The 22,619-nt window shown below is 54.9% G+C and carries 17 protein-coding genes; 6 read left to right on the top strand and 11 right to left on the bottom strand.

Annotated elements, in window-relative coordinates; genetic code table 11:
• Positions 1 to 11: 11 nt before the first annotated feature.
• Entirely contained in the window at positions 12 to 2,996 is a 2,985-nt protein-coding gene (locus KM934_RS05375) for a SusC/RagA family TonB-linked outer membrane protein (RefSeq protein ID WP_215759600.1), read from the bottom strand.
• 639 nt (positions 2,997 to 3,635) lie between these two features.
• Here KM934_RS05375 and KM934_RS05370 point away from each other — a divergent pair.
• The 4 genes from KM934_RS05370 to KM934_RS05355 all read left to right on the top strand — a co-directional run bounded on the left by KM934_RS05370 (position 3,636) and on the right by KM934_RS05355 (position 9,110).
• Positions 3,636 to 5,807 carry a M6 family metalloprotease domain-containing protein gene (locus KM934_RS05370; RefSeq protein WP_215759599.1) on the top strand — a complete coding sequence of 724 codons (2,172 nt, stop codon included), beginning with the start codon at positions 3,636 to 3,638 and terminating at the stop codon, positions 5,805 to 5,807.
• A gap of 88 nt (positions 5,808 to 5,895) precedes the next feature.
• Positions 5,896 to 7,419, top strand: a complete 1,524-nt coding sequence (gene gpmI / locus KM934_RS05365) for a 2,3-bisphosphoglycerate-independent phosphoglycerate mutase (protein ID WP_215759598.1) — start codon at positions 5,896 to 5,898, stop codon at positions 7,417 to 7,419.
• Positions 7,420 to 7,652: 233 nt separating this feature from the next.
• Positions 7,653 to 8,318 (top strand): uracil-DNA glycosylase, encoded by a 666-nt coding sequence (gene ung / locus KM934_RS05360; protein WP_215759597.1) that lies wholly within the window; start codon positions 7,653 to 7,655, stop codon positions 8,316 to 8,318.
• 144 nt (positions 8,319 to 8,462) lie between these two features.
• Positions 8,463 to 9,110, top strand: coding sequence for a DUF3109 family protein (locus KM934_RS05355; protein WP_215759596.1), 648 nt, complete (start codon positions 8,463 to 8,465; stop codon positions 9,108 to 9,110).
• Between the two features lie 463 nt (positions 9,111 to 9,573).
• Here KM934_RS05355 and KM934_RS05350 read toward each other — a convergent pair whose 3' ends face one another.
• The 3 genes from KM934_RS05350 to rpsT form a co-directional block, all read right to left on the bottom strand.
• Positions 9,574 to 10,500, bottom strand: coding sequence for an alpha-L-rhamnosidase N-terminal domain-containing protein (locus KM934_RS05350; RefSeq protein ID WP_215759595.1), 927 nt, complete (start codon positions 10,498 to 10,500; stop codon positions 9,574 to 9,576).
• A gap of 162 nt (positions 10,501 to 10,662) precedes the next feature.
• Positions 10,663 to 12,645 (bottom strand): DNA topoisomerase (ATP-hydrolyzing) subunit B, encoded by a 1,983-nt coding sequence (gyrB, locus tag KM934_RS05345; protein ID WP_215759594.1) that lies wholly within the window; start codon positions 12,643 to 12,645, stop codon positions 10,663 to 10,665.
• A 631-nt stretch (positions 12,646 to 13,276) separates the two neighbouring features.
• Entirely contained in the window at positions 13,277 to 13,531 is a 255-nt protein-coding gene (rpsT, locus tag KM934_RS05340) for a 30S ribosomal protein S20 (RefSeq protein WP_215759593.1), read from the bottom strand.
• A gap of 217 nt (positions 13,532 to 13,748) precedes the next feature.
• Here rpsT and recO point away from each other — a divergent pair, with 217 nt between their 5' ends.
• Complete coding sequence (gene recO / locus KM934_RS05335; protein ID WP_215759592.1) at positions 13,749 to 14,474, top strand: DNA repair protein RecO; 726 nt, start codon at positions 13,749 to 13,751, stop codon at positions 14,472 to 14,474.
• A gap of 49 nt (positions 14,475 to 14,523) precedes the next feature.
• On the opposite strand, the gene KM934_RS05330 is transcribed toward recO, so the two are convergent.
• Positions 14,524 to 15,429 carry a helix-turn-helix transcriptional regulator gene (locus KM934_RS05330; RefSeq protein ID WP_252344903.1) on the bottom strand — a complete coding sequence of 302 codons (906 nt, stop codon included), beginning with the start codon at positions 15,427 to 15,429 and terminating at the stop codon, positions 14,524 to 14,526.
• Between the two features lie 39 nt (positions 15,430 to 15,468).
• Positions 15,469 to 16,089: a ribonuclease HII gene (locus tag KM934_RS05325; RefSeq protein ID WP_215759591.1), complete on the bottom strand. Its 621-nt coding sequence runs from the start codon at positions 16,087 to 16,089 to the stop codon at positions 15,469 to 15,471.
• A 103-nt stretch (positions 16,090 to 16,192) separates the two neighbouring features.
• On the opposite strand from KM934_RS05325, the gene KM934_RS05320 reads away from it, so the two are divergent.
• On the top strand, positions 16,193 to 16,507 hold the full coding sequence (locus KM934_RS05320) for a hypothetical protein (RefSeq protein WP_215759590.1): 315 nt from the start codon (positions 16,193 to 16,195) through the stop codon (positions 16,505 to 16,507).
• Between the two features lie 240 nt (positions 16,508 to 16,747).
• Here KM934_RS05320 and KM934_RS05315 read toward each other — a convergent pair whose 3' ends face one another.
• The 5 genes from KM934_RS05315 to sufB all read right to left on the bottom strand — a co-directional run bounded on the left by KM934_RS05315 (position 16,748) and on the right by sufB (position 22,587).
• Positions 16,748 to 18,004: an aminotransferase class V-fold PLP-dependent enzyme gene (locus KM934_RS05315; RefSeq protein ID WP_215759589.1), complete on the bottom strand. Its 1,257-nt coding sequence runs from the start codon at positions 18,002 to 18,004 to the stop codon at positions 16,748 to 16,750.
• 22 nt (positions 18,005 to 18,026) lie between these two features.
• Entirely contained in the window at positions 18,027 to 19,397 is a 1,371-nt protein-coding gene (sufD, locus tag KM934_RS05310; RefSeq protein ID WP_215759588.1) for a Fe-S cluster assembly protein SufD, read from the bottom strand.
• 43 nt (positions 19,398 to 19,440) lie between these two features.
• Positions 19,441 to 20,205 (bottom strand): Fe-S cluster assembly ATPase SufC, encoded by a 765-nt coding sequence (sufC, locus tag KM934_RS05305; protein ID WP_215759587.1) that lies wholly within the window; start codon positions 20,203 to 20,205, stop codon positions 19,441 to 19,443.
• 7 nt (positions 20,206 to 20,212) lie between these two features.
• Positions 20,213 to 20,953, bottom strand: coding sequence for a hypothetical protein (locus tag KM934_RS05300; protein ID WP_215759586.1), 741 nt, complete (start codon positions 20,951 to 20,953; stop codon positions 20,213 to 20,215).
• A gap of 188 nt (positions 20,954 to 21,141) precedes the next feature.
• Entirely contained in the window at positions 21,142 to 22,587 is a 1,446-nt protein-coding gene (sufB, locus tag KM934_RS05295; protein WP_215759585.1) for a Fe-S cluster assembly protein SufB, read from the bottom strand.
• Positions 22,588 to 22,619 lie beyond the last annotated feature (32 nt).

The following is a 22,619-nucleotide window of genomic DNA, read 5'->3' as shown; positions in this document are numbered from 1 at the left end:
CGTTTATATAATTAGAATGTGAGTTCTGCACCAAATGAAATCTGGAGCGTGTTGGGGTAATTGCCGAGGGTGTGATCGGTGTCAACCTCAGGATCGTAACCCTTGTAGCCTGTGAAGGTAAGGAGGTTGCGGCCTACGAAATAAACCTTGGCGCCCTTGAGGAAGTGGGTAGCGTTGATCCACTTCTTGGGAACAGTGTAAGACAACTGCAAGAACTTCAGACGAACGAATGAGGCGTTCTCCAACAGGCGGTCGTCGCCGAAGTAGTATTGGGCGTCAACAGCTGCGATATCGGTGATGTCGCCCGGCTTCTGCCACATGTGGAACATGGCATTGCTCTGGTTGTTGGTGGTTGCGAAGGTTGGGTTCTCTGTGAACCAGCGCTCATTGTTATACATGTAACGGTTGAACATGCCAGAAAACTGCAGGTCGAGCTCGAAGTTCTTCCAAGTCAAGGTCGAGATCAAACCACCCGACCAAGGAGCGATGAAGCTCTTGCGGCTCATGTACTGGTAGCTGTCGGAAACGTTCTTGGTTTCGTTGCCATTGAGGTCGAGCCATACGTTCTGACCGTCGCGCGGGTCAACATGGCTCCAACGCACACCGTAGAAGTCGCCGTAGGAGTGGCCAACCTCGAGGTGCAAGCCGCCTGAGTCGTATGAGTCAACACCATTGAGGAGCTTGGTGATGCGGTTCTTGTTGTAGTTGCCGTTCAGCTTTACGTTCCAATACCAATCCTTGTTCTTGATGATGTCAACACCAACGGTGAAGTCGAAACCGCGGTTGTACATCTCGGCGATGTTACCCCAACCAGAAGAGAAACCTGTGGTGTAAGAGTAAGGCACGTTCATGAGCATGTTGGAGGTGGTCTTGTCGTAGTACTCGAGGTCGAATGTGATGCGGTTCAGCACCTTACCTGTGAGGGCGAGGTTGAAGGTCTTCACAGTCTCCCATGTCAAGTCGGGGTTGGAGGCGTTGGCGATGGCTGTACCGCTCTGGCCGTTGTAGAGAGGACCGGCGGCCACCAGACCCAGGGCCATGTAAGGCGAAATGCCTGAGTTACCAGTGCTACCGTAGCTCACCTTGAACTGCAGGTCGTTGAGCCAGTTGCGCGTGCTGTTCATGAAGTTTTCCTTGGTGATGTTCCACATGGCAGCTGCGGCACCGAAGGTAGCCCAACGGTTGTTCTCGCCGAAGAGAGAACTGCCGTCACGACGGATAGACAGGTCGAGGAAGTAACGGTCGGCGTAGCTGTAGTTGAGCATGCCGAACCATGAGTTGCGAACCTCCTCGCTGATTGAGTGGGAAGGAACGGTAGCCGTGGCACCGGCCGACATGAGCGACAGGCGGTTGTCGGTAATGCCATCGGCCTTGGCACCGAAGGCTACAGTCTTGCTGGTCATCGACTCCTGACCGAGGAGCACCGTGAAGTCGTGCTTCTTGGCGATGTTGAACTTGTACTCGGCGGTGTTGGTGACGGTCCAACGGTAGAAGCGCGAGAAGCTCTCGGCAGCGCTGGCTGTGGGGTTGATGTCGGGCTCGTCCTCGGTGATGGTCCACTTCCGTGAGTTGCGGAGGTCGTTGGCGTCGAGACCCACGGCGGTGCGGATGTTCAGGCCCTTGATGGGGTTGATGTTCACAAACACGTTCTCATTCAAGCGAACGCGGTTGGTAGTCTGGGGCTGCCATGATGATACCCACATGGGGTTGAAGAAGCCCATCATGTCGTAGTAGCGAAGTTCTTCACCGTAACCCTCGAAGGTGCTGTTGGCGTAGTCGCTCGGATCGAGACCGAGCACCTCGTGTGTGGACTGGGTGGGCAGGAAGTTACGGGCGGCAAAGGTCTTGTTGTAGACGCTGTTGGCATTATCGCCCCAAAGAGAAGAACGATACTTCGTGAAAGCAAGGTTGGTGTTGGAGCCAATCTTCAACCAAGGGTTGATGTTGGTCTCGAGGTTGGCGCGAAGGGTCTCGCGACGCATGTTGGAGTCGTCGATGATACCGCTGGTCTTGTAGTGGCCATACGAAAGCAGGTAAGCGGTGTTCTGGCTGCCGCCACGGACGCTCACGTCGATCTGAGAGGTGGGCTTGCTGTCGCTGAAGAAGTACTTGTTCCAGTCGGTTCCGATGTTGTACTTCTTGTAGTAAGCACGCTCAGCCTGGAAGTTGGCGCTGTTGGCCAAAGAGGGATCCATAACCTCCTGGAAGGCGAGCCACTGGTTGGCGTCCATCATGTCGGCCTTGTCGCCCGTCATGCGTGAGATACCATACTGGGCAGAAACGCTCACTGTGGGAGCCTCGCCAAACTTACCCTTCTTGGTGGTGACGATGATGACGCCATTGGCGGCACGTGAACCGTAGATGGCGGTTGAAGAAGCATCCTTCAAAGTGGTCATGCTCTCGATGTCGTTGGGGTTGATCGACAGGAAGGTCTGCTGTGAGATCTCGCTACCGTCGAGGATAAACAAAGGCTCGGTGGAAGCGTTGATAGAGGTCACACCACGGATACGCATGCTGGCTGTGGCAGAAGGCTCTCCTGAAGAGGTCATAACCTGCAGACCGGCCACCTGGCCCTGCATGGCGTCGGCCACGTTGGCGATGGGGCGGTTCTCCAAGGTCTTACCAGAGATAGTCTCGACAGAACCTGCGATGGTACCAAGCTTACGGGCTGTACCATAACCTGTTACCACAAACTCGCTCAGCGACTCGCTGGAGGCTTCGAGCTTGATGTCCATGTTTCTTCCGGCCTTCACGGTCTGAGTCGCCATGCCAATGTATGAAATTTGCAACTTTGCATTGGCAGGTGCGTTCAGTGAGAAGTGACCGTCAGCGTCGGTAGCAGTGCCCGTGTGGGTGCCCACCACCTTGACAGATGCTCCCACAACGGGCGCACCGTCTTCAGCAGAGGTGACTGTACCGGAAACCTGACTTTGCGCCATGGCCAGTCCTATGCTCAAGAACAAGCAGGCGATGAACGTCATGAGTCTTTTTTCCATAAATTCTCTCTTTTTAATTAAATGAATATAATATTTGTTATTCTTCGAGCTATCTTTATAACCACCTCGCCCCGCGAGGTGGAAGCGCCACCTTATTATATATATAAGCGCATGCCTTTGTGAGCGTTACTGATAATCGCCAAGCCTTAGCGTAATTTTCATGAAATTATCATTTCATTGCAAAATTAAGTATTATTTAGGTTCAATCCAAATATTTTTGCAGAAAAAAACAGTGGAGAACCCACTTTTTATAACAAATATTCTCGTTTTTGACGGTTTTGGTTACGATTATCAAGCGAAATATGCACATTTTGATAGAAATGAGCGCATATCCTACGATCAAACACTTATTAACAAAGCCACAAACTGACAGGGCGCCATCCGCCAATTACCCTGTCGCCTCAAGCCGGCTATATCCGGAACCCGCCTCGGGGTTGTTTGGTCAAAAAAAGCCGCCCTTTTCAGCAACTTTAACCACCGTCACTTTGTGCGCACCGAGATTCTTTATAATTTTGTTGGTCCAAAACAATGGGTAGGAGCCAACTGCATCGCCCTCACCGACCAACGGCGTCGGCAGGAAGAGAAGGGCTAACCGCCCACACATCCCCCCACTGACAAAAAAACAAAGTTCATATCAGCATGAAGAAAACACTACTTACCGCGGCGCTCACGCTGGCTACAGTGGCCACGATGGCCGTGCCCGCCAAGCGTGGACAATGGCGAACCGTGACGCTCAGCGACGGGCAGGCCGTGCGCGTAGAGCTGCGCGGCGACGAGTTTAACCATTACTGGCAGGCGGCCGACGGCACACGCTATGTGGAGAACGACGGCGTATGGCAGAAGGCCAGCGCCCAAACGCTCATGGGCATGCGGCGCGGAGCCGCACGCCGCAACACCGCCAACATACGCCAATTGGCCACCAGGCGCAGGGCGCAGGGCTACACGGGCAACAAGAAAGGCCTCATCATCCTCGTGGATTTCCCCGACAAGCCGTTCAAGGCGGGCCACACCCAAGCGCTCTTCAACCAGATAGCCAACGAGAAGGGCTACTCCGAGAACGGATTCAAAGGATCGGTGAGCGACTACTTCAGCGCCCAGAGCAACGGCCTGTTTAACCTCTCGTTCGACGTGGTGGGGCCCGTGCGCATGTCGAAAAACTCCACTTACTATGGCGGAACCAGCAAAAATGGTGACGACGAGCCGGTAGACGAACTGGTGAAGGAGGCCTGCCGCAAGGTGGACGACCAAGTGAACTTCGCCAACTACGACTGGAGCGGCAATGGCGAGGTCGACCAGGTGTTTATCCTCTACGCCGGAAAGGGCCAGGCCGACGGGGGCGCCAACAACACCATCTGGCCCCACGAATTTTGGCTCTCGGCCTACCCAGGCGGGTCGCACATCACGCTCGACGGTAAGAAAATCGACACCTACGCCTGCTCGAGCGAGCTCAACGGGCTGAACGGGCTGAGCGGCATTGGCACCATCTGCCACGAGTTTTCCCACTGCTTGGGCCTTCCCGACTGGTACGACGTCTACTACAGTGGCAACTTCGGCATGTGCGACTTCAGCCTCATGGACATGGGCAGCTACCTGGGCGACGGCATGACGCCCCCCAACTACACCGCCTGGGAGCGATGGTACAGCGGTTGGACGGAGCCCATCGAGCTCACGGCCGACACCACGGCCATTAGCGGCATGCTGTCGCTCACCGAGAACGGCAACACATACGTTATCTATAACGAGGCCAACCGCAACGAGTATTACCTCCTGGAAAACCGCCAGCAAACGGGATGGGACGTGAACCTGCCCAGCCACGGACTGATGGTGAGCCACGTGGACTACGACCCCACGATATGGGACTACAACATCGTGAACACCTTCACCGAGAAGGGCGACGACTATGAGCAACAGGGCGTAAGCAACGACCACCAACGCATGACCATCTTCCACGCCGACAACGAGGACGGCGAGAGCTTTTACGACTACGACGGAAACTACAACATCGACTCGGAGGTTCACGACCTCTATCCCTACAACGGTCTCGACTCGCTGACCAACCGTTCCGTTCCCGCTGCAAAGGTCTACAACGCCAACACCGACGGCAGCCATTTCATGAACCTCGGACTCTACCGCATCACCGAAAACAGCGATGGAACCGTCAGTTTTGAGAGCCGTCCCACAAGTGCGCCAAGCAACGATGTGCCAATCGTGGGCGACTACCTGCTGCACGAAACGTTCGACAACTGCAACGGCGAAGGCGGAAATTCGGGCGGTTTCGGCGGCACGCTGGCCACGGGCATGTTCTCGCCCGATCTCGACGGCTGGGATGCCACGGTGGCCATCGGCGCCGATCGCTGTGGCCGTTTTGGCAACAGCAGCACCCCGGGCTTCGTCAACTCACCCTCGTTCACCGCCGTTTCCGACACCATGACACTCTCGTTCCGCGCCGCCGGATGGGATGCGAAGCGCGACGGCACCGACCTGCTGGTGGTGCTCAAGGGCAACGGCACGTTTGTCGACAGCCAGTCGACCGACATGAGCCTCACCATGGCGAAGGGCGCCTGGACCACCTACACCCTGCGTTTCACCGCAACGGGCAAGCTCTGCATCAACTTCCAGCCCAGCAAGCGCTTCTTCCTCGACGACGTAGCGGTGACCAAGCCCAGCGCCACGGGCATCAGCGCCATCGAGGGGGTGCGCCCCACCAAGACGGGACGTGTCTACAGCCTCTCGGGCCAGTATCTGGGCACCGATCTCCGCACGCTGCCACGCGGCATCTACATCGTGGACGGAAAGAAAGTGGTGAAATAAACACAAATTATCTTTTCACGTTTTGTCCAAACGATGAAAAGGTAGTACCTTTGCAAAAAGAAACAAGACAATTAAAAACAATACAGTTATGGCAAAAAAAGCAATCCTGATGATCCTCGACGGATGGGGCATCGGTCAGCACGACAAGGGCGACGCTATCTTCAACACGCCGACACCTTACCTCGACTATCTCAACGCTACATGCGCTCACTCACAGCTCCACGCTTGCGGTGAGGACGTAGGTCTGCCCGACGGACAGATGGGCAACTCGGAGGTGGGACACCTCAACATCGGCGCCGGCCGCGTAGTTTACCAGGACTTGGTGAAGATCAACAAGGCCTGCCAGAGCGGCGACATCCTGAAGAACCAGGAGATTATCAACGCCTATAGCTATGCCCAGAAGACGGGCAAGCGCCTCCACATCATGGGACTCACCTCAACCGGTGGCGTACACTCAAGCCTCAACCACCTCTTCAAGCTGCTCGAGATCTCGAAGGAGTATGGCTTGAAGGAGACCTACGTGCACTGCTTCATGGACGGCCGCGACTGCGACCCGAAGAGCGGCAAGGGCTTCATTGAGGAGGTGCTGCAGTGCTGCGACAAGAACGACGCACACATCGCCAGCATCGTGGGACGTTTCTACGCCATGGACCGCGACAACCGTTGGAACCGCGTGAAAGAGGCCTACGACCTGCTCGTTGAGGGCAAGGGCAAGCAGGCCGACGACCTGCTGAAGGCCATGGACGAGAGCTACGCCGAGGGTGTGACCGACGAGTTTATCAAGCCGATCCACAACGCCAAGGTGGAGGGCACCATCCAGGAGGGCGACGTCATCATCTTCATCAACTTCCGCAACGACCGCGCTCGCGAGCTCACCTACGTGCTCACACAGCAGGACATGCCCGAGGAAGGCATGCACACCATCAAGGACCTGCAGTACTACTGCATGACTCCGTACGACGCCAACTTCAAGGGCGTGCATATCCTCTATCCGAAGGAGGACGTGCGCGACACACTGGCCGAGTATCTCTCAAACAACGGCAAGCGCCAGCTCCACACAGCCGAGACGGAGAAGTACGCTCACGTAACGTTCTTCCTCAACGGCGGCCGCGAGCAACCGTTCCCCGGCGAGGACCGCATCCTGGTGCACTCACCGAAGGTGGCCACTTACGACCTGCAGCCTGAGATGAGCGCTTACGAGGTGAAGGAGAAACTCGTGGGTGCCATCAACACACAGGAGTATGATTTCATCGTGGTGAACTTCGCCAACGGCGACATGGTGGGCCACACAGGCGTCTACAACGCCATTGCCAAGGCCGTGTGGGCCGTCGACAACTGCGTGAAGGATGTGATTGAGGCAGCCAAGGCCAACGACTACGAGGCCATCATCATCGCCGACCACGGTAACGCCGACCACACCATGAACGAGGACGGCACACCCAATACCGCCCACTCGCTCAACCCTGTGCCGTTCATCTACGTCACAAACAACAACTCGGCTACCGTGAAGGACGGCCGTCTGGCCGACGTGGCGCCTTCCATCCTCCACATCATGGGCTTGGAGCAGCCTGCCGACATGACGGGCGAGTGCCTCATCAGCGACAACAAGTAAGCAAGAGAGGTAACCTCCCGTAACAAGAAGATTACCGCATCTGGCGCATAAACATAGAGAATTAGGCAGACGGACATGCATCACGACATTGCCCTCTACCTAATTCTCTTTTTCTTTTGAACCCCAATCGGCCACGAGACATGCATGGCACGGCGAGGCGCGCTTCCCACACACGGGGAACGCGCAACACGTCGGAACGGGGCGTACCATCCAATCATTTAGACCAACCAACCATGAACGTCAAGATAGAAGAGAGTTGGAAACAACATTTAGGGGCGGAATTCGACAAGCCCTACTTCACCGCTCTCACCCAACAGGTGCGCCAAGAGTACCAGGGCGGACCCTGTTACCCACCGGGAAACCTCATCTTCAACGCCTTCAACCTCTGCCCCTTCGACCAAGTGAAGGTGGTGATCATCGGGCAAGACCCCTACCATGAGCCCGGACAGGCCATGGGACTGAGCTTCTCGGTGCCCGAAGGGGTGGCCATGCCGCCCTCGTTGCTCAACATCTTCAAGGAGATTCGAGACGACCTGGGTACCGACATGCCCGCCAATGGCGACCTGACACGATGGGCCAAGCAGGGGGTGCTGCTGCTCAACGCCACGCTGACCGTGCGAGCCCACATGGCCAACAGCCACCAACGGTTGGGCTGGAGCCTCTTCACCGACGCCGCCATCCAAGCCCTGTCGGCCCACCGCGAAGGACTGGTTTACATGCTCTGGGGGGGCTATGCGCGCTCCAAACGAGCACTCATCAATGGCCAGAAGAACCTGATACTCGAGTCGGTTCATCCCTCTCCCCTGTCCGCCAACCGCGGGGGATGGTTCGGGCAGCACCAGTTCTCACGCTGCAACGCCTACCTCAAAGAGCAAGGCCAGGCACCCATCGCATGGTAAGGCGAGCACGAAAACCAACGTTTTCGTTAAGCCAAATGAGCAGAGGAAATCTTGTTTAACTCTGCCATGGCGAGAAAACGAAGGATGAAATCCAACCATTTCACCGTAACGAACAAACAACCCCAACACCATAACATAACATTCATGAACGACAACAGACGAGGAGCCGAACTCCACATCATACAAATTGGCGACGTACTGGTTTCGCCCGATATCTTTACCGAGGAGTTTTGCTGCGACCTCGACAAATGCAAGGGCGCATGCTGCGTGGAAGGCGACGCCGGAGCACCCGTAACGCTCGATGAAATCGGCGATATTGAGGAATCGCTCGACGCCGTGTGGGAGGATCTCACCGCATCGGCCCAAAGCATCATCGACAAGCAAGGCGTGGCCTACTCGGATGCCGACGGCGACCTGGTGACGAGCATTGTGGGCGGAAAAGACTGCGTATTTACCTGCCACCAAGACCTCACCGACCGCAACGACGGCCACACCATCCACAACTGCTGCCTCTGCGCGCTGGAGTGCGCCTGCAACGCTGGCAAGACCCAATGGGCCAAGCCCATCTCGTGCGCGCTCTATCCCATCCGCGAGAAACAGTTTAACGGAGGCCTGGTGGGCATCAACTACCATCGGTGGGACATCTGCAAGGACGCGGTAAAGAAGGGACGTGAGCTGCATCTGCCGCTCTACGTATTTCTCAAGGAGCCTCTCATTCGCCGTTTCGGACAAGACTGGTACGACGAACTGCTCAGCATAGCAGAGGAACTCAAGAAACAAGGACTGCTTTAACCCAACAGGGGAGAAGGCCAAATGGTGCCTTCCTCTCCCTCCATACACACAAAATAGAGTGTCAAAAAAACAAACTAAGCGGGCTGAAAGCCCAAGGTAGCGCATAGCCCAGGGCAAGCGTAGCGACGCCCTGGGTAAACCATTAGCGCTACGCCACGCCCTGCAAGGGCAAAAGCGCATCTAACCAACTCTGTTTCAACGCTTTTGCCCTTGCAGGGCGTAATCTACACGGCACATTTTACCTAGGGCGCTGCCCTGGGCTGAGAGCTTTTGCCCCCTTCGGGGCGTATAATTTGACTTTCGACACACCCTCTTCATCGTTTAACCCAAATTGGTTGTTAAACCCGATTCCATCGACAAGAAAAGGCGTGGGCTGCTCTCACACGAGCCATGCCCTTCGCTTAGCTTTTGCGGTTGCTGCTGTGAGAGCAGCCATTGCCTTCTCGCAGCCCCCACCCTGCCCTTACCAAGGCAAGCCGTCGCCATCGGGCTCATAGGCCGTTTGGATGGCTTCCACAACGGTGATTTGGTCGCGCTTGAAGCGGCGGTCGCCCGTTACCCGCACCCTTCGGTAATCGGCCATTCGGAAAACTGGGTACGCTTGTTCGTCGAGCTGACCGTTGCAAACATACTCCAAGCCATCGTAACTGATACGCTCGCCACGGCGCGCCTCGCGCAGAGTGAGGCGAATCATACCGTGGAAGCCCACTCCAAACTCGTAAGACACGCTGCAACCATCACGGTCGAAATAGCGATAGCCGTCGGTATGCACATGGCGGAGCACAGGATGGGTGGCCGACAGGTAAGTGACCTTGGACCCTTCGGCGGCCTTGCGCTCATCGGCCGTCAGCCATAAGGCAGGGTTAAACCAAGCGGCTTTCCACGAAGCGTCGTGCAGGCGACCATCCACGTGCTCCTTTCCTTCGACCGTCCAGCGCGAGTTGGCGCGGCGGCATAACCACCCTCCGTCGCTAAAGCGAGAGAAAGGCGCGCCAGAGGCGTCGACGCCAAAAAACTGGACGCTGACCTGACTGCTATCCACGTGGGGATAGGAAGGCGCATAACAAAGCGCCACCACATTGGTGTCGGCACGAAGGAAGGGCGTAACGTCGAACGTCATCGCCACGGGTTGGGAGTCGGCCTGCAAGCGAGGCGGGTAAAACAAAGCCGTACCCACATTACATTCGTTGACATAGAGCTTGTAATAACCGGGCGAGGCCACCGTAACGCGAGCCTCAAGCGGCAAGCCATCCTCCACGTAGGTTTGTCGGAACCACACGTGCGAGAGGCTGTCGGGCTGTGGTATGCGGATCCAATGACTGCCAAACTCCTGCGCGCACAAGGTTGTCAGCCAACACAAAGCCATCGTTATCAACCAAACTCTTCTCATAACCTAAAAAGGCATGCCACACGATTCAAGGTGTGGCATGCCTATCCTATTTATTCGATCGTTAACTTTCTGAATATCCTATGTTCCTGTTCCATCCCACCATGCATCCATACCGATGAAATCGGCGATTTTGGAAGGTGGAGCATTCCAGGAGCCTGCGCATTATGCGTCGATGTTGGCGTAAGCGGCATTCTCCTCGATAAACTCGCGGCGCGGCTCCACATCATCGCCCATGAGCATAGAGAATATCTCGTCGGCATCGGCTGCGTTCTCGATGGTGACACGCTTCAGCAGGCGCGTCTTGGGATCCATGGTGGTCTCCCAAAGCTGCTCGGGGTTCATCTCACCCAAACCTTTATATCGCTGGGTGTGGATGCGCTTGCCGTCTTCCACGCCCTCGCCATACTTGTCGAGGAACAGCTGGCGCTGCTGCTCATTGTAACAATACTCGCTAACTCGCTTGTTGCCCTGGTGGAACTCACACTTGTAGAGCGGCGGCGTGGCGATGTAAAGGTGTCCATCCTCGATGACCTTCGGCATGAAACGATAGAAGAGCGTCATGATGAGCGTATCGATGTGAGAACCATCGACGTCGGCATCGGTCATGATGATGATCTTATCGTAGCGCAACTTGTCGATGTTGGCCTCGCGGTCGTCCTCGCCCTCAACACCAAATCGGACACCAATCGACTGAATGATGTTCATCACCGACTCGGCCTCGAACACGCGGTGCCACTGCACTTTCTCAACGTTCAGGATCTTACCACGCAACGGCAGGATGGCCTGTGTGTAGCGGTCGCGTCCCTGCTTGGCCGATCCTCCAGCCGAATCACCCTCGACGAGAAATATCTCACATTGCTTGGGGTCCTTGTTGGAGCAGTCGGCCAACTTACCGGGGAGGCCGCCTCCGCTCATCACATTCTTGCGCTGCACGCTCTCGCGGGCCTTGCGGGCGGCGATACGAGCCGTAGCGGCAAGGATCACCTTCTCACAGATGCGCTTGGCCTCATCGGGATGTTCCTCGAGGTAATCGGCCAAAGCCTCGCCAACGGCCTGCTGAACGGCACCCACCACCTCGCTGTTGCCCAGCTTGGTCTTGGTTTGTCCCTCAAACTGAGGCTCAGCCACCTTGATGGAAATGACCGCCGTAAGACCCTCGCGGAAGTCCTCACCGGCAATCTCTATCTTGGCTTTCTCGATCTGCTTGGAGATCTGCGGATCGTTGTCGGCATAGTTCTTGAGCGTACGTGTCAGAGCCATGCGGAAACCGGTGACGTGCGTACCACCCTCGATGGTGTTGATATTGTTGACGTAAGAGTGAAGATTCTCAGAATAATCGGTGTTATACATGATGGCCACCTCGATGGGCACACCCTGCTTCTCGGTCTTCAGGTAGATGACGTCGTCGAAGAGATGCGTGCGGTGACGGTCGATGTAGCGCACAAATTCCTTCAGGCCGTCCTTGGCGTGGAACACCTGTGTGCGGGTCTTACCCTCAACGTCGGCGCGCATGTCGTTCAGCGTGATGCGAATACCGGCGTTCAGATAAGCCAGCTCGCGCATACGGCGGGCCACCACATCCCACTGGAATGTTGTTGCGGAGAAGATGGTGGGATCGGGCCAGAACTGTTGGCGTGTACCACGCTTGGTGGTCTCACCAACCACCTTCACAGGGTAAAGGGGGCGTCCCTTCTCGTATTCCTGCTGGTAGATGTGGCCATCGCGGAATACCTGCGAGAGCATGTGGTATGACAGGGCGTTCACACAACTCACACCCACACCATGCAAACCACCAGACACCTTGTAGGAGTTCTTATCGAACTTACCGCCTGCGTGAAGCACGGTCATGACGACCTCGAGGGCACTCTTGTGAAGCTTCTTGTGCTCGTCGACGGGAATACCACGACCGTTATCTTCCACCGTGCAACTACCATCGGTGTTGAGGGTCACCACGATGTCGGTGCAATAGCCCGCCATAGCCTCGTCAATACAGTTGTCTACCGTTTCGTTGATGAGGTGATGAAGACCCTTCTCTGAGACGTCACCGATGTACATAGCTGGGCGTTTGCGAACGGCCTCAAGACCCTCGAGCACCTGAATGTTCGAGGCTGAATAATTATCTTCGGGGTTGTGAATATCTGCCATTTTAATTCAAATAGTTTATTGTTGCAAAGATACTAAAATTTGCCCAAACCATGAAACTTTTGGCATGAATAAATACGCTTCAAGCCAATTCGTTTAGCGGTTTGGAGCGAGGCGTTCCCACTTATCCCAAATCGGTCATTAGACCGAAATGGGTGAGTTATTATGATTGTACGGCTTCTTTCCAACTCTTGTCAGCGTTTCTTTCGGCATCTTGCTTCCATTCGCGTTTCGACATAGCCCGTTATGCCTTCAACGCGACTGTCGCAACCTGCTCGAAACAAACACTAACAAGAATTGAAATCTAATGACCGACTTGGGCTTACCAATCGGTTTCCTCGCAGACCATCCCAATATGCCGTCCAGGCCGCAACAATATGGCGTTTTACCCAATGACCGATTAGGGTTTAACAAGAGATGACGTGCCGCATAAACAAGACGACGACGCGCAAGCGTTAACCTCAAGGCCGAAGGGATTAAAAATCAAGAATGCAGGGGTTAAAAACCATCGGCCGGCAGGAAACCATCGGTGACGGGCTGGGGCGGAAAAGAAGGTGCTTCCACAAAACAACTTAAGGCCGCGCTCTCGTTAGAGAACACGACCTTATATGACTAATAAGCTATGGCTCGAAGCTTATCCTAGCTTCTTGATGTGCAGAGCAAGGCTTGACTTGAGGTTTGCGGCCTTGTTCTTGTGGATGATGTTTGTCTTAGTCAGCTTGTCGAGCATCTTCTGGACAACAGGATACATCTTCACAGCCTCGTCCTTATCGGTAGTGGCGCGAAGCTTGCGGACTGCGTTACGCATAGTCTTTGCATAATATTTGTTGTGAAGCGTGCGGACCTTGGTCTGACGAATTCTCTTGAGTGATGATTTGTGATTTGCCATCTTTATCTTTTTCTTTTCTTGTTTTTTGCCTTTAGGAGTAGTCCCTAGCAGAGTCGAACTGCTCTTTAGAGAATGAAAATCTCTCGTCCTAACCGATAGACGAAGGGACCATCTGCTTAATTTTGCGGGTGCAAAGTTACGGCTTTTTGTTTAACCTTCCAAATTTTAATTGAAATATTTTCTCTAAACGCCTGATTTTTCGTATTTTTGCCCGTGTATGGAAATGAAAACTTCAGCGATTGTATTGCATGCTTTGAAATATGGCGAGTCGCAGTTGATTGTCGACTTGTTTACTCGCGACGCAGGAAGGGTGTCGTTCTTTTGTCATTTGCCCAAATCGAACAAAGGAAAAATCAAGAAACAACTGTTTCAACCCCTTACCCTCCTGGAGGTGGTGTTCGACTATCGCCCGCAAGCTTCCATGCAGCGCTTTCGCGACCTGCGACTGGCCAAGCCGTTTGGTTCGGTTCCTTTCGACCCCGTCAAACTGTCGATTTCGCTTTTCTTGGCTGAGTTTTTGAACTACGCCACGCGCAACGAGCAACAAAACGAGTTGCTCTACGACTACGTGGAGGACAGCCTGTTATGGCTCGACAACGTGTCGGAGCAATACGCCAACTTCCACTTGGTGTTCATGATGCGCCTGTCGCGGTTCATCGGCTTCTTCCCCAACCTGGCCGAGAGCGACGCCCACCAGTGGTTCGACCTTCGCAACAGCGTGTTCACGGCCGTGCGTCCGCCCCACCCCGACTACCTGGAGCCGGCCGAAGCCTCGCGCATCGCACTGCTCATGCGCATGAACTACAAGAACATGCACTTGTTCCGCATGAGCCAAGCCGAACGCAACCGTTGCGTGGAAATCATCCTCAACTACTACCGCCTGCACGTTCCGGGATTCCCGGAGATGAAGTCGTTGCCCGTGCTGCAAACGCTTTTCAGGTAGGCCACGCCACGCCAGCAAGTTCCGCTGGCCCCTTTTCATTCTCGCGCAATTACTCAAAAGGCTTCCAACGGGACATTTTCTCATTGAGAAAAGCCTTCAGGTCATCGTTCTCAAGCACCTCCACATGGTCGAAGAGACCCAGGATGAACCGACTGATACCAACATAGCTCACCAGTTCGGCCTCGAAAATCCAATGGCCTTCGTCCTCCTGGGTAATCATAGAGGTCGAATGGGGATACTCCTCAAGCATGAGGTTGCGGGCCAGCAGGTCGAAGCGCAACCGTATGCGGTACTTGTCCTCGCCGGCGAACATGAACATATCGGTGAACACCTCCTTGTGTTTGCTCTCGTTGAACCACGGCGTATCGACCAGTTCCACACGGTCGATACGCGACACTTTGAACGTTTTGTTCACGCCGCTCTTCAGCTCATACGCCCTCACATCGCTCTTGTCGCCAAGGAAGGCGAACGGCTCCACCAAACGATCGGTGACGGTACTGCTATGGGGCGACGAGTAGCCGTGGAGGATGGCCACACACTTGCGGCGCATGGCACGCTCAAGTTGCGTCACATTATTATATACATGGCGCTGGATGCGCACATCGGTGTATTGTTTCAGGCTATAATAGCGTTCGAGCTTGCGCTTGAGCATCGACGCCATGGCGTTGTCTTTCTCCACGGCGGTCAGCAGTCCGTGAAGATACACGGCCTCGTTCTCGGTGAAATCGACGGCCGAGGCGATGGATTGGAAGAACGGGGAACGCGGGTGAAGATGGTAGTTGCGACCCTCGTGAACCACCTCGAAGCCCGACTCGCGCAGCGCGTCGAGCGTGTAATAGAGGTTGCGCACGGAGGTCCCGAGCACCTCAGCCAGTTCGTTGGCGGTATGGTTTTGGCCGTCGGTCATCGCCTGGATGAGGTCGAGCCATTTGGTCATGGTTGATGGAGCTGACATAAAAATCGGTTTGAGAAAAGAAACACTCGGTCGCGCCCGTCACTCCTTGGGGAGCGCATCCCAATTGATGGAGGTCTGCCGGTTGCCTACCAGATTGAACGTACGGCGATGGTAGACCGACGGGCCGTGGGCCTCCAGGCCAGCGTAATGCTTGGCGGTGGGATAACCCTTGTTGTGCTCCCAGTCGTAATAGGGGCACTCTCGGGCCAACGCATCCATGTAATCGTCACGGTAGGTCTTGGCAAGGATGCTCGCCGCTGCGATCGACAAATACTTGCCGTCGCCCTTCACGATGCACGTGTGGGGCAAGCCGGGATAGGGATCGAAGCGGTTTCCGTCGATAATGAGCGCCTCGGGCGCCACTTGCAACTGGGCGATGGCACGATGCATGGCCAGAAATGAGGCGTGCAGGATGTTCACCTTGTCGATCTCTTCGGGCTTCACCTCGCCCACAGCCCATGCCAGGGCGTCGCGCTCGATCTGCTCACGAAGGGCGTATCGCTTCTTCGCCGTGAGCTTCTTCGAGTCATTGAGGGCCGCGTTTTTATAGTCGCGCGGCAGGATGACGGCAGCGGCAAACACACTACCGGCCAGACATCCACGGCCAGCCTCATCGCAGCCGGCTTCCAATAAATCGTGATTATAATAGGGTTCCAACATGTATATTTAACGTTTTTAACAAGTAAATATTGTGCTGTGAAATGACATTTCTTTGCAATCGGGTAACTTTGCAGCTGAAATCCAAACCAAATCGTAAAGCCTTATGGAAAAGAACGTCACATTATCAGCATCGAGCCAGACAGAAGTAAACTTCCAGTCGGTTGCCAACAGTTTGCAAACCGCTGTCGCCAAGATGGCGCAAAAGGCCATGGCTCCCTTGGAGTGGTTGCGCAGTTACTACTCCAACATTTGCGAAAAGCAACTGACAATGGGGCAGACTGGCACGCTCGTCAGCGCCCAACTGGCGTTTATCGCCACCGCCTTGCCCGCCGACGCGCCTTGGCTCTTCCGCATAGGCTGCGGCGTATGGTTAGCCGTATCGCTCCTGCAATGCAAGAAATTCCTGTCGAAAGACTAAGCCACAGCACGTCGTCGGGCACGAACCCAGCCGACCTCGCAACCTCTTCGTCGCCCTAAGCGACGCAACACGAGAAAGCCATTCTCACCCACCACTCACCAACAAGTGGGGGATGGAAGTGGCTTTCTTGCGTTATCACAAAACGAAATGGTGCCAAGCAAATGAGCATGAGGTTTTTGCCATGTCATTTACCTGACACCATCAATAGTATAATGTATATCCGAAAACAGACTTTGGGGATTAGAACATCTGACTGACACGACGGATTCCGGCCACAAGAACATCGACCTCCTCGCGGGTGTTGTAGAGGGCGAACGAAGCCCTGACGGTGCCCAACACGCCGAGACGGTCCATAAGTGGCTGGGCGCAATGGTGGCCCGTGCGCACAGCGATGCCCAACTGGTCGAGCAGTGTGCCCATGTCCATGTGGTGGATGTCGCCCACGTTAAAACTGATCACGGCGTCGCCCTGCATGTCGTTGGCCTGGCCGTCGGACAACAGGTCAGCGGCATGACCGTAGATGTGCATGCCGGGGATATCGCGCAACTGACTCAGGGCATAACGGGTGAGCTCGCGCTCATGGCGTTCGATGTTGTCGAGACCCAGGTGCTCCATATACTCGATGGCCTTGGCCAATCCGTGGGTAGCCACATAGTCGGGGGTTCCGGCCTCAAACTTAAGGGGTGGGCGCTCGAAAGTGGTCTTCTCAAAACTCACATGCTCTATCATCTCGCCGCCGCCCTGATAAGGAGGCAACTTCTCAAGCCAACTCTCCTTGCCATAGAGCACACCAATGCCAGTGGGGCCGTACATCTTGTGACCACTAAAGACAAAGAAATCGCAATCCAAATCTTGCACGTCGATGGCGAAATGAGGGGTGCTCTGGGCTCCGTCTACCATCACGGGGACATCGTGCTCATGGGCAATGGCGATCATTTGCTTCACAGGATTGACCGTGCCCAGCACGTTGCTCACGTGCATGACACTCACCATACGTGTCTTCTCATTGAACAAGCCCTTGTAGGCTTCCAAGTCGAGCACGCCACCATCGGTCATGGGAATGACACGCAACTTGATGCCACGCTTGTGGGCTTGCAACTGCCAAGGCACGATGTTGCTATGGTGCTCCATGGTGGAAACGATAACCTCGTCGCCCGGTTTCAGAAACTCGTCGCCAAAGGTGCTGGCCACCAGGTTCAGGCCCTCGGTGGTGCCACGGGTGAAAACAATCTCGCTGACGCTGCGGGCATTGATAAACCGCCTGACGGTTTCGCGGGCCTGCTCGTGCAACTCGGTGGCCTGCACACTGAGGTAGTGGACGCCGCGGTGCACATTGGCGTTGACATTGAGATACTCATCGCGCATGGCGTCGAGCACACACAACGGTTTCTGCGTGGTGGCACCATTGTCGAGATAGACGAGCGGCTTGCCATGAACCTCGCGAGCGAGGATGGGGAAGTCGGCCCTTACGTCCTGAATGTTATATCCTGTTTCCATTGTTTACGATTTAGAAGGGTTATCAGCGCTTGCAACCGCCATCGGCCAACGGACGGGTCAGACGGCATCCTTGGCAGCGACCCAGTTCGCCACGGAAGCGTTTCTCCACCAACTGGTGCAATCGGTCGCGCAAAGGCTCAAGCTTAATCTGGTCGATGACCTCGCCCACAAACGCCAGTTCGAGGAGCATCTTGGCCTCATGCTGGTCAACGCCACGCTGCTGCATGTAGAAGAGGGCCGCGTCGTTGAGTTGGCCCACGGTAGATCCGTGCGCACACTTCACGTCGTCGGCGTAGATCTCAAGCATGGGCTGCGTGTACATACGCGCCGCCTTGGTCATGCAGAGGTTCTGGTTGGTCTCTTGCGAGGTGGTCTTTTGGGCTCCATGGCGCACCAGCACACGACCGGCGAAGGCACCCACGGCATGTCCATCGAGCACATATTTATAGAGCTCATGCGAGTCGCAATGGCCCACCTGATGGTCGATGAGCGTATTGTTGTCCACACGCTGGCCTTTGTCGGCTATGACACAGCCGTTGCACCAACACTCAGCCCCTTCGCCCTTGAAGGTGAGATTGAGCATGTTGCGGGTGGTGCCGTTATGAAGCGTGATGACATCATGGCTCACGCGACTGTTGGCTTGCTGCTCAACATACACGTTGCTCACACGTGTGTTCTTCTCGTGGGTCTCCTCCAAGCAGTAGAGGTCAAGACTCGCATTCTCACCCACATAGACCTCAATGACCTGTGTGGAGAGGAAGTTGCGGTCGTCGGCCGAGTCGTCGCAGAAGAGAAGCTGGGCCTCAGCGCCCTCATCCATAACGATGAGCACACGGCGGTTGACCATCAAGTCGACATCGGCGCGGAGAATATTGACCACCTGGATGGCACGCTCCGCCTTGACACCTTTGGGCACATGGATGAACAAGCCATCCTGAGCCAACATGGTGTTGAGGGCGGTAATGGCGTCGTCGGAAGTCTTCGCCAGTTGGGCGTAACGGCCTTCCACCAGTTCGGGATGCACCTCAGCGGCCTCACGCAGGCTCATCACCTCCACCCCCTCGGGCAGAGAGGCCTTGGGGAGCACCTTCTTATAGAACGTGTCGTTCACCACGAAATAAAGTGAGGTGGAGAGGTTGGGCACGTCGCAACTGAAGACCGAATAGGGATCGACCGGAATGTCGAGCCTGCTAAGGTTCAAACCGTAGTCGGGTGCGAAAAGCTCAGCCATGTCGGTGTACTTATATCGCTCCACCTTACGCGAGGGAAAGCCCTGGCGCTTGAAGTCGTCAAAGGCCTGATCGCGCACGGCATTGAGCGCCGCTGCCGAATGGCTGCAGATCAACGCTTTCGACGCCTCAAATAAATCTATGTATTGTTTTTCGCTACTCATTGTGTAAAAAGGGTTTCCTTTTTCTTCATGTAACGGGAAAGAATTACTTCCCAAACTCCTTATCGGCCTCTTCCTTGATCCAGTCGTAGCCGCGCTTCTCGATCTCCTTGGCCAAGGACGGGCCTTCGGTGCGCACGATGCGGCCGTTGTAGAGCACGTGAACCACCTGCGGCTTGATCATGTCGAGCAAGCGCTCGTAGTGGGTGATGACGATGATCGACTTCTCAGGAGTGAAGAGTTTGTTGACACCTTCTGCCACGATACGCATGGCATCGACATCAAGGCCCGAGTCGGTCTCATCGAGAATGCTGAGCTTCGGCTCGAGCATGGCCATCTGGAAGATCTCGTTGCGCTTCTTCTCACCGCCCGAGAATCCCTCGTTCACGGAGCGATGTGCCAACTTACTGTCGAGTCCCACAAGCTCGCGCTTCTCACGCATGAGCTTCATGAAGTCGCCAGCCTTCAGCGGTTCGAGGCCTTCATACTTGCGCTTGGAGTTGACGGCGGCCTTCATAAAGTTGACCATCGACACTCCTGGAATCTCCACGGGGTATTGGAACGAAAGGAACAATCCCTCGCGAGCGCGGTCCTCAGGCTTCATGGCCAGCAGGTCCTTGCCGTTGAACAACACGCTACCCTCGGTGACGGTGTACAGGGGGTTGCCTGTCAACACGGCCGAGAGCGTTGACTTTCCTGAGCCATTTGGGCCCATGATGGCATGTATCTCGCCGTCGTTGATCGTGAGATTGATGCCTTTCAATATTTCTTTGCCAGCAATGGTGGCATGCAGGTTTCTAACCTCTAACATAATTTATTTATAAAATATCTAATAAACCATTTAACAATCCATATCCATCGTCGCACGTCCACAGAAAGGGGAACGTCAGTTTTAGGCCGACGGTGAGCGCGTGGCGGTGCATCTGTCCATGATAATCGGTCGTGCGACCGCTGCCTCCCTCCGTGTAATGAGCTCGATAAGGAGCGTCGACGCCCAACCGGTAGCTATATTCCAACTGCAAGGCGACGCTTGAGAACAGGTAGATGTCGGCTCCCACAACGGGACCAAGACTAAACCTCGGAGCTTTGGCAACGCCTTCGACGGCATAGGAATAGGTGTTTTCCGTCAGTCCGTTTGCGCTCCACGACATGGAAGACGTCATTTCGAACGGTCCGCGATCGGCGCCAAAGGCATACAAGACATCGACACCCACATAAGGACAGACCTTCCATTGCGCCGGGGCAGGGTACCAACGGCCTCCCAACATCAGTTGGTTGAGGTCGCAACTGCCGTCTCCCTTCAGAAAATGAAGTTCCTCATGCTCATATCCCACCTTCAGGCTGAACGGCGCTTTGGGCAGGTAATACTCCATATGAAGCTTGGTGATCAGGCCCGAATTGGAGGTTGACCCCATTCGATACTGGGGCACAAGGGCGTCGGTCGACGCTGCATTGCGAATCATGTTGCCGCCCAATTGGCCGTCAATGGCCCACCGACGACCGTTGTCGTCTTCGCTCTGGGCCCACACACAGACGCTTCCCATCAACAGGAAAGTCATACATATCATTACCAAACGCTTCATGTTGTCGTATTATCCTTACGCTATGATCGCATCATTCGTACGATGTTGTCATATTAGCCTTACGATGTTGCCGCATAATCTTTGCGATGCTCCAAGTGGGTTTCTCATTGACGCTTTGTTCATTCGGTCATTTCACTGGATGGAGTTGGCGTTACAAGTATTTTTTACCCAACCGTTCCTTCGAGCGATACGCTCAGGAGTTTCTGGGCTTCCACCGCAAACTCCATAGGCAACTTGTTGAGCACATCTTTGGCATAGCCGTTGACGATGAGTCCGACGGCCTCCTCGGTAGGGATGCCACGTTGGTTGCAGTAGAACAATTGGTCCTCAGAAATCTTCGACGTGGTGGCCTCATGCTCCACGATGGCCGTGTCGTTGTGGATATCCATGTATGGGAAGGTGTGGGCTCCACAGTCGGATCCCAGCAGCAACGAGTCGCACGAGCTATAATTGCGGGCGTTGTCGGCATTGGATGTGGCACGAACCAAACCGCGATAGCTGTTCTGCGAATGGCCCGCCGATATTCCCTTGGAGATGATGGTCGACTTGGTGTTCTTGCCCATGTGGATCATCTTGGTGCCCGTATCGGCCTCCTGGAAATGGTTGGTGACAGCAACCGAATAGAATTCGGCCTGCGAATTGTCGCCACGAAGCACACACGAGGGGTACTTCCAAGTAATGGCCGATCCGGTCTCCACCTGTGTCCACGACAACTTAGAGTTGACACCGCGGCAGTCGCCACGCTTGGTCACAAGGTTCAACACGCCACCTTTACCATTTTCGTCGCCGGGATACCAGTTCTGAACCGTGGAGTATTTCACCTCGGCGTTGTTCATCACAACAATCTCAACGACAGCAGCGTGCAACTGATTCTCATCGCGCATAGGTGCCGTGCAGCCCTCCAAATACGACACATAGCTGTCGTCGTCGGCAATGATGAGCGTACGCTCAAACTGACCCGTGTTGCGCGCATTGATGCGGAAGTAGCTACTGAGCTCCATGGGACAACGAACGCCCTTGGGGATATAGACGAAACTACCATCGCTAAACACCGCCGAATTGAGTGCGGCGGAATAATTGTCGCGATAAGGAACCACCGACCCGAGGTACTGACGCACCAAATCGGGATGGTCTTTCACGGCTTCGCCAATGCTCGAGAAGATGACCCCCTTCTCGGCCAATTGTTTCTTGAATGTGGTTTTCACCGACACCGAGTCCATGATGGCGTCGACTGCCGTTCCACTAAGCGCCAAACGTTCCTCCAAGGGAATGCCCAACTTATCGAAAGTTTTCTCGAGTTCCGGGTCGATCTCCTTGTTCTTGGGTTTCTTAGCCAACGGATCGGCATAATAAGAGATATCCTGATAATCGATAGGGGGAACATGAACATGTCCCCATTTGGGTTCGGAGAGGGTTGTCCAAAAGCGATAAGCCTTCAGACGAAACTCAAGAAGCCAGTCGGGCTCACCCTTTTTCTTAGAGATGAGTCTGACGATATCCTCGTTCAATCCTTTCGGAATGACATCGGTCTCCACGTTCGTGGTAAAGCCAAACTCATACTTCTGATTGGCTACCTCTTTGACAAACTCATTATTTCGTTCTGTCTTCATATGATGATGAACGGCCTCCCCAAGATCTTCCA

Origin of the sequence: Hallella faecis, from assembly GCF_018789675.1 — a bacterium.
Classification (GTDB): Bacteria; Bacteroidota; Bacteroidia; order Bacteroidales; family Bacteroidaceae; genus Prevotella; species Prevotella faecis.
The sequence above is the reverse complement of the archived record's forward strand: the minus strand, read 5'-3'. Positions and strand labels throughout refer to the sequence as shown.